11 protein-coding genes are annotated in these 12,076 nt (G+C 69.1%); 5 read left to right on the top strand and 6 right to left on the bottom strand.

Annotated elements, in window-relative coordinates; genetic code table 11:
- The first annotated feature begins 16 nt into the window (after nucleotides 1–16).
- Entirely contained in the window at nucleotides 17–319 is a 303-nt protein-coding gene (locus Afe05nite_RS24705; RefSeq protein WP_203819573.1) for a hypothetical protein, read from the top strand.
- Nucleotides 320–549: 230 nt separating this feature from the next.
- Nucleotides 550–687: a hypothetical protein gene (locus Afe05nite_RS24700; RefSeq protein ID WP_203819572.1), complete on the top strand. Its 138-nt coding sequence runs from the start codon at nucleotides 550–552 to the stop codon at nucleotides 685–687.
- Between the two features lie 273 nt (nucleotides 688–960).
- Here the strand turns inward: Afe05nite_RS24700 and lacZ are convergent, their stop codons facing one another.
- Nucleotides 961–4,620 carry a beta-galactosidase, LacZ type gene (lacZ, locus tag Afe05nite_RS24695; RefSeq protein WP_239118168.1) on the bottom strand — a complete coding sequence of 1,220 codons (3,660 nt, stop codon included), beginning with the start codon at nucleotides 4,618–4,620 and terminating at the stop codon, nucleotides 961–963.
- A gap of 254 nt (nucleotides 4,621–4,874) precedes the next feature.
- The gene (locus Afe05nite_RS24690) at nucleotides 4,875–6,200 is read right to left on the bottom strand and encodes a CE1 family esterase (protein ID WP_203819570.1); all 1,326 of its coding nucleotides are present in this window, start codon (nucleotides 6,198–6,200) and stop codon (nucleotides 4,875–4,877) included.
- A gap of 745 nt (nucleotides 6,201–6,945) precedes the next feature.
- Between Afe05nite_RS24690 and Afe05nite_RS24685 the strand changes: the two genes are divergently transcribed.
- Complete coding sequence (locus tag Afe05nite_RS24685) at nucleotides 6,946–7,176, top strand: class I SAM-dependent methyltransferase (protein WP_203819569.1); 231 nt, start codon at nucleotides 6,946–6,948, stop codon at nucleotides 7,174–7,176.
- Nucleotides 7,177–7,645: 469 nt separating this feature from the next.
- Here Afe05nite_RS24685 and Afe05nite_RS24680 read toward each other — a convergent pair whose 3' ends face one another.
- A complete protein-coding gene (locus Afe05nite_RS24680) occupies nucleotides 7,646–8,542 on the bottom strand; it encodes an NmrA/HSCARG family protein (RefSeq protein WP_203819568.1) in 897 nt (298 codons plus the stop codon).
- Between the two features lie 208 nt (nucleotides 8,543–8,750).
- Between Afe05nite_RS24680 and Afe05nite_RS24675 the strand changes: the two genes are divergently transcribed.
- The gene (locus Afe05nite_RS24675) at nucleotides 8,751–9,539 is read left to right on the top strand and encodes an AraC family transcriptional regulator (RefSeq protein WP_203819567.1); all 789 of its coding nucleotides are present in this window, start codon (nucleotides 8,751–8,753) and stop codon (nucleotides 9,537–9,539) included.
- Between the two features lie 33 nt (nucleotides 9,540–9,572).
- Here Afe05nite_RS24675 and Afe05nite_RS24670 read toward each other — a convergent pair whose 3' ends face one another.
- The 3 genes from Afe05nite_RS24670 to Afe05nite_RS24660 are packed head-to-tail and all read right to left on the bottom strand — an operon-like array spanning nucleotide 9,573 to nucleotide 11,027.
- Entirely contained in the window at nucleotides 9,573–10,034 is a 462-nt protein-coding gene (locus tag Afe05nite_RS24670) for an SRPBCC domain-containing protein (RefSeq protein WP_203819566.1), read from the bottom strand.
- 8 nt (nucleotides 10,035–10,042) lie between these two features.
- A complete protein-coding gene (locus Afe05nite_RS24665) occupies nucleotides 10,043–10,687 on the bottom strand; it encodes a dihydrofolate reductase family protein (RefSeq protein ID WP_203819565.1) in 645 nt (214 codons plus the stop codon).
- Between the two features lies 1 nt (nucleotide 10,688).
- Complete coding sequence (locus Afe05nite_RS24660) at nucleotides 10,689–11,027, bottom strand: ArsR/SmtB family transcription factor (RefSeq protein WP_203819564.1); 339 nt, start codon at nucleotides 11,025–11,027, stop codon at nucleotides 10,689–10,691.
- 317 nt (nucleotides 11,028–11,344) lie between these two features.
- Here Afe05nite_RS24660 and Afe05nite_RS24655 point away from each other — a divergent pair, with 317 nt between their 5' ends.
- Nucleotides 11,345–12,073: a hypothetical protein gene (locus Afe05nite_RS24655; RefSeq protein WP_203819563.1), complete on the top strand. Its 729-nt coding sequence runs from the start codon at nucleotides 11,345–11,347 to the stop codon at nucleotides 12,071–12,073.
- Nucleotides 12,074–12,076: the final 3 nt, after the last annotated feature.

Raw genomic sequence — 12,076 nt, 5'->3', positions numbered from 1 at the left:
ATCCACATCAAGGCGGGTGGACAAGGCCCGCGTCGCACCGGGTCGTGATCTCCTCGGTGGCCCGTTCGGCGGGTGGTGGGTCCGGCACACCGAGGTTCGCCTGGCCCGAGCCGGCTCGAGTGGCGATGCGGTCGAGGGTGGCCATCTTTTCGGTCGCGGCCGCGAGGCTGGTCTGCCGGCCGTCAACTTTGCCGAGCCGGCCGTTTTCCCTTGCTTCGGTGCTGTGGTCGTCGAGGTTGCCGATGATGGTCAGCAGGCGGGACCGGGCGCGTGGATCGATGCGCAGGCTGGGGCAGCGGATACAGGCTCAACCGAATGATCTTGACCGGGCATCGCCGTGTGTCCGAGCTCTTGCTCGTTACTGGGAGTGACAAGGCGGATTTCGCCGCCGAGGCGTCCGGGCGTGTCGGCGTGTGCGTTCAGTCTGCGAGGTTACGTGCTCCACCTTGCACGTAGCACTCCGTCAGGGTCGGGAAGTGCAGCCGCCGATAAGGGATGGCGGTCCTCGGCGTAGGTCGGCAGCGCTGTCGCGGCGTGAGCGTCCAGTATGTGCGGAGGGCAGGGGTCACCCTCTTCGACGAGGCGGCTGGTCACCTGGCCGGTGTGGTCCGGCTGGAGCACCTCAGCGAGCCCGTCGTCGGCAACGAGTCCGGCAGCGCGGGAACGTCATCGTTCGAACCGGGCTAAACCAGCAGCCGCGAGCGAGGCGCCAAGCATTGAGCGCGCCAGCTCTGCGGCGCAGTTCAACCAGACAGCGGCGCCGTCGTGGTAGCCCTCCAGGTCATCGCCGAGGAGTTCGGCGGGCCCGTCGACGTCTGGGGACGGACCTCCGCGCAGTCGGGCTCATCTGACGACGCGGGTTGGGCGATTGTTCGAACAGGGTGGTGGGTCAACGGGGGACCGACCTGGCGCAGGTACCTCGATACCTGCGCCAGGTCGGTCCGCACCCGGACTACCGGCTCACACGCGCTGAAGGGTGAAGCGCTGGTTGGTGCCGCCGCCCGGGGTCCACTGCGAGATGCGGGCGCCGTCGGCGGTCGACGCGTTGAACACGTCCATCGCCAGGCCGCTCTGGCGGTTGACCAGGCTCACCGTGCCGCCGCCCTGGTCCACCACGCGCCACTGCTGGCTCGCGGCGTTGGAATCGGTTTGTTGGCTGATGTCGGCGCCGGTGCTCGAACTCGCGACCTGCAACACCAGGCCGCTGTGCCGCGCCCGAATCCGGTAGTAGCCGCTACCCGAGTCGACGAAGTCGAACTGCTGGTTGAGCCCGCTGGACACCGACCACTGGATCAGCAGTGCGCCGGCCGCGGTGGACACGCCGTTGATGTCCGCGGCCTTGCCGCTGTGCTGGGCCACCAGCCGGTAGTACGCGCCGGTCTGCGGACCGCTGCCGGCGCCCGCCGTCTCCACCGGTCGCCGGGACAGCGCCAGGGCCTGGCCGACATCCGGCAGGGGCCGCAGCCGGTAGGTGTAGGAGTAGTCCCGGTTGGCGAACAGCTTGTACTGGTCCAGCGTCTGCGCGCCCCAGCTGTCGTTGCCGCCGACACCCATCTGGCGGTAGTTGAGCCGCAGTACGATCTCCGACCGGCGCGTCAACTGGTAGTCGTGCCGGGCGCCGGTCGACAGGTCCTCCGGCGTGTAGTGCGACGCGTTCACCTCCAGCAGCGGTTCGCCGAACGCGAGCAGGCCACGGCCGCTGCCGTTGACCAGCGCTACCCACCGCACGTCGGTCTTGTTGCCGTTCTCCTGCGGCCGGATGTAACCGGTCCACTGCCCCGAGACGGTCGAGGAGTACACACCGACGTCGGACCCGCTGTTGCGGTCCCAGTGGTTCTCCTCCGGCCCGCGGCCGTAGTAGCGCACCTGCTCCAGCTCCGCGGGCAGGAACAGGATCGTGCCCACCTCCGGGATGTACGGCAGGCTGGTCGCCCCGGGGTGCAGGGTGTTGTCCACCTTTATCTCCCCATTGCCGTACACCGTGTACGTCGTGGTGTACGTCGACCTGGTGCTGGTCGGCAGGGTGCCGGTGACCGCGATGCGGACGGCGCGGTCCGACGGCTTGCTGACGGAGAACCCGGTCACGGTCCGGTCCAGGCCGGCACGCCGCCAGGTGCCGTTGCGGCTGGGCTGGCCGTTGCCCCGGTCGTTGTCGGTGGGCGCGCGCCAGAAGTTCGGCACCGGGCCGGAGTTGACCAGCCGCACGCCCATCGCGTCGAACGAGCTGATCGTGCCGGTCGCCTTGGCGAAGACGACGGTGAAGTCCGGGCCCGCGACGGTGACACGGTCACTGGCCTCGGTGACCGTCAATGCCGACACGTCCGCCACCGGCGTCGGCACGATGGGCGGGCTGGAGAAGTTCACCGGGAGCTGTTGCCGCGCCACCTCGTACCCCGCGTCGGCCCAGGCCGTGGTGGTCGCAAGGGTGAACGACAGCTCGAGGAAGTGCTCCTCCCCCGGCGCCGGGGCGGTCGGCCGCTGCACGGGCAGTTGCACGGTCTTGCTCGTCAACGGCGCGATGTCGAGCTGCGCGGCGGTGAGCGCTCCACTTTGGACGACTGTGCCGTCGGCGACCAACGCCCACCGGCCGGTGAACTCGTTGACGTTGGTGAACAGGTTCTCGTTGGTGATCTTGATGACCCCGCTGGTGACGTCCGCGCCCGCCGAGACGGTGATCGCCTGGTAGATCCGCTTGACCTCGGCCGCCTTGCCGGACGGCCGCCGATCCGCGGTGACGATGCCGTTGGCACAGAAGTTGCCGTCGTTGGGGTTGTCGCCCCAGTCGCCGCCGTACGCGAGGTAGGTCCCGCTGCCGCCCGACGGGATCGGCCGGCGCAGGCCCTGGTCGACGAAGTCCCAGATGTACCCGCCCTGCAGGATCGGATAGCGCCGGACGATGTCCCAGTACTCCTTGAAGTTGCCGGTGGAGTTGCCCATCGAGTGCGCGTACTCGATCATCACGTACGGGCGGGTGTCGGAGGTGTCCTTGGCCCGGCCCTCGACCGTGGACGGGCTCTCGTACATCCGGGACCGGATGTCGCTGACCTCTCGCCGGTTGTCGCCCTCGTAGTGGACGATCCGGGTCGGGTCGGCCGAGCGGATCGCGTTGCGCATCGTCACGAAGTTGCTGCCGCCGCCCGCCTCGTTGCCGAGCGACCAGATGACGACCGACGGGTGGTTCTTGTCGCGGTGCACCATCTGGACGGCCCGGTCCACGACGGCCGTGGTCCAGGCGGAGTTGGAGTCGGGGTAGTTGTCCCGCACGCCGTGGGTCTCCAGGTTGGCCTCGTCCATGACGTAGAGGCCGTACTCGTCGGCGAGGTCGTACCACACCGCGTTGTTGGGGTAGTGCGAGGTCCGGACGGCGTTGATGTTGAGCCGCTTCATCAGCTTGATGTCGGTGACCATGTCCTCGCGGGTCAACGCCTGCCCGCGGTCGGGGTTCGTCTCGTGCCGGTTGGTGCCGCGCAATGACACGGGCTGACCGTTGATCCGCATCAGGCCGCCGGAGAGCGTGAACTCTCGGAAGCCGACCCGGGCCGACGCGGTCTGGGTGACCGCGCCGGACGGGTCGCGCAATTGCAGCACGGCGGTGTAAAGGTTCGGGTGCTCGGCCGACCAGAGCTTCGGGCCCTGAACGGCCTGGGAACCCTGCGCCGTCGCGTCCTGCCCCACCGGCACCGCGCCCACGTTCACCGGTACCCGCAGGGGCGACGGCCAGACGGCCTGCCGGTTGGCGTCGTAGAGCTGAATCTCCACCGAGTACGTCCCCGACTGCTGCGCGCCGCGGTTGCGCACCGCGACCTTCACCGCCAGGTCGGCGTTGGTGTAGTTGTCCCGCAACGGGGTGGTGAGCGTGAAGTCGCGCAGGTGCACCGCGGGCACCGAGTACAGGAAGACCGGCCGGAAGATCCCGGACAGCCGGATCATGTCCTGGTCCTCCATCCAGTCCCCGTCCGGGAACCGGTAGACCTCGACCGCGACCAGGTTGGAGCCGGCCCGGACGTAGTCGGTGACGTCGAACTCGGCCGGCGTGTACGAGCCCTCGCGGTACCCGACCTTCGTTCCGTTGACCCACAGGTAGAACCCGGACTTGACGCCCTCGAAGTGCAGGTGGACCCGCCGCCCCGGCCAGGCGGCCGGGAGGTCGAACCGCCGGCGGTACTGACCGACCGGGTTGAACCGCGTCGGCGCGAACGGCGGCTGGGGGTTCTCGTTCTGCCCGTTGGCGCCCGACCAGGGGTAGGTGAAGTTGGTGTAGATCGGGAAGTCGTAGCCGTGCTGCTGCCAGTTGGCGGGCACCGGGATGGTCGGCCAGCCGGTGTCGTCGACGTCGGTGCGGTGGAAGTTCAGGTCACGGTCGGCGGGCTTGGCGACGTGCTTGAACCGCCACGTCCCGGTGAGGTCGAGCCGGTACGGCGACGTCGTGCGGTCGGCGTCCAGCGCCTGCTGGAGGTCGGCGTACGGCATGGAGGTCGCGTGCGGCGGCTCCGAGTTGACCTCGAAGATCCCGATGTTGTTGTTCCACTCGGGGTAACCGTTGGGCGGGTCCACCCACGCGGCCGCGACCTCGGGTGCCGCGCCGGGCGTGGCCGACGCGATCCCGCCCGGTAGGGCCACGGCCCCCAGAGCGGCGAGCCCTCCGCCGAGAACCGTGCGCCGACGGACGGATCGCCCTCGGTCCTGCGGGTCAATCATCATCGTCTCCCGTGAGTGCGTCCAACTGTGGTGGTGGCGTCAGGTCCGCAGCTTCCGCTGCCGGTTCAGTCGATGGTGGCCAGCAGGAGACCGCGCCGCGTCGTCGTGGGTGGCCGAAGCCGGGTCCGTTGGGGGCGTTCAGGGTGCGTGTTCCATCTGGATGCCCCCTGCGCCGGTCAGGCAACGGTGCACGCCGCGCCGTTGAGCGTGAATGCGGTCGGGGTGGCGGTGTTGCCGGTGTGATTGGCCTGGAATCCGATGACCACCGGCGCATTCGGGGCGAGGGTGGCGTTGTAGTTCACGTTCCGGGCGGTCACCTGGCCGGTAGCCGGCGAGTACGTGGCGTTCCATCCTGAGGTGATGCTCTGGCCGCCGGGCAGGGTGAACGTCAGGGACCAGCCGTTGATCGGGGCGGTTCCGGTGTTGGTGATGGTGAGGTTCTCGGTCAGCCCGGTGCTCCACGGGTTGATGGCCGCGCTGACCCGGCAGGGTCCGCTCGCCGGAGTCGAGGGGCTCGGGCCGGACGACGACGGACCGGGCGAGGAGGGGGAGGGCGAGGGCGAGGAGGTGCTCGCGAACTGGCTGAAGAACTTCCACACCTCCGGCTTGACCCAGCTCCGCGCGCCACTCTCGCAGCCGGCGCACCCGTCCACCGGACCCTGCTGGTGGCCGCCGTCGAACGGCGCCCAGACGACCGGGTACCCGGCGCGGCACCCCGAGTAGGTGGTGATGATGTGGGTACGGCTGCCGGCCGCCGGCTCGGGGGCGTTCTGGGCGGTGCAACCGTTGTTCCGGACGAACCTGTCGCGCAGGGCCCGGCCATTCTGGATGTTGTCATTGACCCCGTGGATGCCCATGTACGCCACCGGCGCGGTGCCGCCGCTGCATCCGCTGATCGTCCCCGGGGCTGCGATCGCCGCGACCGCACGGAACACATTCGGCCGGGAACACGCCAGCGAGTAGCTCATCGCGCCGCCGTAGCTGAAGCCGACGGAGAAGCGCTGGGTCGTGTCGACACAGAGCGCGTTGTCGATCAGGCGGATCATGTCGTCGGTGAACGTCACGTCCTCGCCACCGGAGTTGGCCCAGCCGTTGTTGAGGCCCTGCGGGGCGACGAAGATGGTGGTGTTGTTCGCCTGGGAGAGCATGCCGTAGTAGGCCCAGGGCTGTCCGTCGGTCCCGCCTGTCGCGACCTGGCTGGCGGTGCCACCCAACCAGTGGAACCCGAAGGCCAACCGGTGCGGATAGTTGTTGTCGTAGGTGTCCGGAAGCCGGAGGATGAAGCTGCGGTTCTTGCCGCCGCTCTGGATGGTGTGGTTGCCACTGTTCAGCCCGGGGGCCTTGCCGCATCCGGCGGTGGGCGCGAGGGCATTGGCGGCCAAGGGGGAAGTACCGGCCGACGCCACGTGGGTACCGGTCACAGCCAGGCCGACGACCAGAAGTCCGGCGGCGACGGTGGCGAGCAGTCCCTTGCGTCGAGAAGGGGGTCCAGCACGAAGCACGAGATACTCCAGTCCTGAATTAGTGCGCGATGGGGGTCGCGCCAACCCATTTTGCAAACATCACACGTCTCATGTCAATGACGATCATCGATGTCTACGGCTGACTGCCGCGGTGGTTGCGGGTCGCTTCGGGCCCTGCTGACGCATGGCGTCGGCGGCCACTCGCAGCACCAGGACCTGCGGCGCGCTTCGGCTCGCGATGGCAACACTGGTCGCGGTCAGACTGCGAGCCGATGTCGGTACATAAAGAGCTTCGATGGATCGGGCGGGGTGCCGGCGGCGACTCCATCAACGCCTTCTCACGGGCCCGAAAAGAGAACTCGCGTAACACTTTTCCCGGCCACGCGCACATGCTGTTCGCTGCGACGCGGTCCGAGCCGCTCGGTGGTGTCAATGTGTGCTCACTGCAGGCCCGCCACTCCTCACTGCGGGTCCGCCGCGCGCGGGTGAGCGTGTCGATGCGGTCGTCCAGCCCGCCGAGCCTGGCCCGCAGAACGTCCAGCAGTTGGGGGCAGGGTCCCAGCAAGGATTGAACGCTGATGCACCGTTGCGCCGACACCACCTCGGCGACCGGGGTCTCGTCATCGCCGTCGGCCTGGGCGTATGGGCCAGTCACTGATCGCGGCCTTCCTGCGTGCCGGACACCGGATAGTGCACGCTAACGGGTTGCCCGGTAGCGAGGCTTGGGCTTGATTGCGTCTGTCTCCTACGCTCCGCTTCCGTGAGTTCCCGATACGAATCCTTGGTGTTCGAGGCAGTCCCGGATGGCTGCAAGCGGGCCGCCGACATCGGCTGCGGCAACGGCGGACTCACCCGTGAACGGCATCGCCGAGGCATTTCAGAGATCGTGGGCCTCGATCGGGACGAGCCGACTGTCCAGCGATGCCGGAGCCATCGCGACGCAGCCGATATCCGCTACATCGTCGGGGACCTCCGCCGCACGGGCCTGACGCCGAAAGGATCGCGGCTCTATTGACGTGCGGCGGAATTCGCCGCTGCCCGACCCTCGATCCATGAACATCGCGGTTTGTGGTCGTCGACCTCGGGGCCGCCGAGCAGGTCGATCGACACCTGCAGGTCGCCTGCCCGCGGCGTCGTACACGGCGTCGATGCCCTGCGGTGCGGCCTCGCGGACCCGGTCGGCGAGGCCGGCGCCGTAGACGACCGGGATCGCCCAGCGAGCGCAGGTAGTCGGGAACGGCGGCGCGACCTGCGGCCTCCACCCGTTGCGGATTCTGGGGCGAGCGGGTTGACCCCCGCTGCCATGACCTTCAGCCGTACCTGTCCGCGTCCGGCGTGCGGCTCGTCGACCTCTTCGAGGCGAAGGACTTCCGGGCCGCCGAACTCGGTGTAGGTGATCGCCTTCATGTCTTGCTCCAGTGCTCGTCGCTCAAGGTGAAAGATCAACTTGGCCGGGACCGGTGGTGGCCGTACCGGCACGTCGATTAGTTCCGGCTCGGAGGCGCAGAACCAGTCACGTCTGTGGGCGCGGTCCAGCCGGTGGATCGGATCCACTCGGCCAGGTCGAGGGCGGCCGGCTCGATGGCCCGCAGCATCGCCAGGTTCGACGGGTGTTCCGCCGCCTTCGCGAACTGGCGGAACACCGCCCTGTCGAGGTCGCTGGGAAGCACGCTCAACGGGAGAACCTCGTAACGTGCCGGGAGCCCGGCGCGCGCGCCGAACGCTGCGGCGATCTGCGGGCCCGTCAGCTCGTCGCCGACGAGCTCGACGGCTCCGCCGGGTGCCTGCGCGGTGTCGAGCAGCAGCGCGGCGGCGACCCGGCCGACGTCCCGCACCGAGATCATCTTCAGGGCGACGTTCTCCGGCAGCGGCAGCCTCAGCACGATCTCTCCGTGCTCCAGGCTCGGTGCCATCTCCTCCATGAAGGGGGCTGGGCGAACCATCGTGGCCCTGAGGCCGGACCTCCTCAGGTGCTCCTCGATCGCGTGCTTCGAGTCATGGTTCGGCACACCCCGCTTCCGGTCCGCGCCGAAGACCGAGTTGAACACGACGTGCGGAACGCGTGCCGCGATCGCCGCGTCGACGAGCGCGGTGCCGATACTGATCTCCGTCTCCACCTCTTCGAGGTTGTTCGCCTCCGGGGTCATGAAATCGAACGCCTCGACCCCCGTCAGTGCGGCGGTCAACGACGCCGGGTCGTCGGTCCGGATGGCCGCCAGCTCGACGCCGCGGGCGGCCAGCGCCCGAGCCCGGTCGGATCGCGGGTTGCGGACCAGGGCCCGCACCGGGGCCTTGCGGGCCAGGAGCGCGTCGACCACGGCCCCGCCCTGTCGTCCTGTCGCGCCGAAGACCGCGATCGTGCCGGCCGTCTGTGTGCTCATCGCCGCCACCCTTCGCTCAGGGTGTGTGAGAGGTGATTACGACTCCGGTGTTGATCTCGGCGGTGGGTGGCGGACGACGCGGGCGCGACATCCTCGAGCTTGATCTGTTGTGACATGTCTCCACGATTGTGTCTGCCGCGCCAGGCGCGCCACCGGTATCCCGCCGGGTTTTTCCGATAACCCGCCAGCGGCGGGTAGCCTCGACAGCGTGTCCGACCCCAGCGACGAGCCGAGCTTCTGCACCGACGAGGCGCCGTTGTCGGTGGGGCTGTCCCATGGCGCCGACGTGGCCGCGCACTTCCACGACCACGGCCAGCTCCGCTACGCCGCTCGCGGCGCCCTGGTCACAGCGACCCAGGTGGGCACCTGGGTGGCGCCGGCCAGTCGGATCATGTGGGTGCCGCCGTTCGCGGTACACAGCAGCAAGGCGTACGGCGTGACGGACCTCCGGGTGCTGTCGCTGCCCGTGACGCTGACCGGACAGCTGCCGGCCGAACCGTCGACCTTCGTGGTGAGCGCGTTGCTGCGCGAGGCCTATCTGGCGCTGATGAACGAGGGCGAGCCGCTGGAGAGCCCCCGTGCGCGACTGCTGATCGACGTCGTACTCGCCGAGCTCGCCCGCGCCGTACAGGAACCGCTGCGCCTCCCGGAGCCCAGCGACCGGCGTCTCAAGGCGGTCACCGACCTGCTCCACGCGGACCCGGCAAGCCCAGCGACCCTGGCCGAGCTGGGCCACCGCACCGGCGCCGGCGAGCGCACCCTGAGCCGGCTGTTCGCCGGCGAGTTGTCGATGAGCTTCCACCAGTGGCGCACCCTGCTGCGCATCCAACGGGCGCTGATCGAGCTCAGCGACGGTGCCTCGGTCACCGGCACGGCGATCCGGCTGGGCTGGTCGAACCCCAGCAGCTTCATCGACGCCTTCACCGGGCTGGTCGGCCAGACCCCCGGCAGCTATCGCTCGTCGGCTCGGCCTTCCGCGGCTTCCGCGGGCGAGTGACGCCGCCCGGCCGGGGACGAACGGCGGGATGCGTTACGTGAGGTAGGTGCCCAGAGCGTCCAGCAGGCCTTGGGTGCCGGTCTCGCGGTTCGGTCCGTCGGCCCAGAACTGGTCGAAGAAGACGCCGTGTTCGGCGTGGGTGAACCGGGTGCCCTCGCCGACGGGCTCGAATTCCAGGGACGCCAGTGAGGTCGACATGTGAATGCCGTCAAGCCACATGTCGTACGTCGTGACGATGCGGACGTGATCGACGATGTCGGTGTAGGTGGCCTCGTACCGGGAGATCGGGCCGTGGTGGAATTTTCCCTCGGCGACGTCGCGTCCGCCGACGCGGAAGTCGAACGCCCACTCGCTGGGCTCCATCGCGTCACCCGCACCCCACCAGGCGAGCTTCTGATGCTCGTCGGCGAACGCGGCCCAGACGCGGTCGACCGGCGCGGGGTAGTCACGCGTGAGGGTGAATTCGGCGCGGGCCATTCGGCGTTCGATCGTCATCGGTGGTCCTATCGCGTGAAGGTGACGTGGATGGTCCCGCTCTCGGACGCTTCGGTGGCCATCTTGTGGGTGAGTTCGAGCCCGCGCAGGTCGTCCCAGAGCCGGATGCCGTGGCCGAGCAGGACCGGGGCGATCATGACGTGCAGGTCGTCGACCAGGCCGGCGCGCAGGAAGTCGCGCGCGGTGCCGGTCCCGCCGCCGACGCGTACGTCCATGCCGCCGGCTGACTCGGTCGCCTCGACGAGCACGTCCTCGATCGCGGCGCAGCGGAAATGAAACGTCGTGCCGCCGGCCAGCGAGATCGGCGGGCGCGGGGCGGTGTGGGTCAGTACGTAGACCGGGGTGCCGAACGGCGGCCGGTCACCCCACCAGCCCGTCCAATCGGGGTCGTCGGGGAACGTGTGCAGGCCGAACATGCCGGCCCCCATGATCTCGGCGCCGACGCCCTCGAAGTGCGCAGCGGCGTAGGACTCGTCGACCCCGGTCGTGCCGACGCCGCTGGTATCGCCGAAGACGCGCTCGTGGATCGTTCGGGTCGCGGTCCACGCCGCGGTGAGTCGTCCCCAGTCCGCACCCATCGGTTGCTCCGGGCTCTGATCGGCCGGGGCGTAGCCGTCCAGCGAGGCGAACAGGTCGATGCGTACGCGAGTCATGTCATGTTTCCTTCGGGTTGGTACGGGTCAGGTGGATGCTCAGGCGGTCGGCTTGGCGTTCCGCGGGGGTTCGTTGCTCGTCGAGCCACAGGTGCACGACGTCGAGCGCGCCCGGTCGCAGCGTCACCGTGCGCACGCGTCCGTGCTTGTGCGACACGACCAGTCCCGCGTTCTCCAAGATGCGCAGGTGCTGCATGAGCGACGGCAACGCCATCGAGAAGGGTGCCGCGAGCTCGGACACGATGGCCGGCGACCTCGCCAGGCGTTCCACGACGGCACGGCGCGTCGGATCCGCGAGAGCGCGGAGCACGGCGTCCAGCTCGTCGCGATACTTAGGCATACGCCTCACTATTGCCGACGGGCACGGCTTGGTCAACCGGTCAGGTCAGCCACCCCCGTCGGGAACAACCGCGGACCCACGTTCCGCGGACGACGGCAGACGGGGCGGCGAGAGATCCGCCCCTCCCGTCGGCCTCGAAGGCGGTGTCGGTGAAGCTGTCCGCGTCCTGCGGAGGCGACTCCTTCAGGTGAAATTGCCGGTAGCTGTCGGCATACCGCTACCCGCCTGGCCATGACCCGGATGCGTGCCGAAAAGCCTGAATCGACGCTGTGCTTTCCCTTCATCTGCGTCGATGCGCGTGTGCGAGAATTCCGGCCGTGTTGCACCGAGACGAGGCCGCCCTGGCCGCCTATCTGGCCGACCGTCCCAGTCGGGCTGTGCTGGTGCTCCGCGACACTCCCGACGACGAGACGGCCATGGCCGCCCTGCGGGCCGCAGCCGCCGCCGTCCGAGCCATCCCGCACCCCGGCGAGCCCACCGACCCCCTGCCCAACTGGGTAGACGCCCTTCTGGGCGACGACGGCCCGGCCCTCCACCTGGACCTGCAGGACCACGCCGAGCAGGCCCCGCGAGTGGTCGCGGCGGCCCTGTCCGCCCTCGACGCCAGCGGGGTGCCCGGCTGTCTGGAGCCGCTCCGCCCACCTGCGCCGCCTTACGAATACGACGCGAATGCCCACATCCTGACCGACGTGACATTCCTCGAGTCGCTCGACGAACGCGGCCTTCCACCCGCTTTCCCCGACGGTTTTCCTGGTCCCGCCGAAGCCGTTATGGTGCTGGCCCAGCAGTGCAAGTCAGACACGTGGCAGCACGCGGCCTGGCGCCGCACAAACCCATTCACCGAATACCCCGAAGTGCTGCGAGCTTTCGGTTGCGAATTGGAGCTGGTAACAGCCCGGGACGCCCTCATGACGGCCACCGGCATGACCCGGCACCTGATCCGCCACCCCACCGGCTCCGGCAGCGTCTCCTGCTACCACGAATACGGCGCGGGCAACGACCCCAACCTCTGCTACGTCAGCGTGGTGTGGCGCCCGTCCCGGTAACTC

It is taken from the genome of Paractinoplanes ferrugineus (genome assembly GCF_016862195.1).
In the GTDB taxonomy this organism is placed as follows: Bacteria; Actinomycetota; Actinomycetes; order Mycobacteriales; family Micromonosporaceae; genus Actinoplanes; species Actinoplanes ferrugineus.
This window is presented reverse-complemented; position numbering and strand designations above follow the sequence as displayed.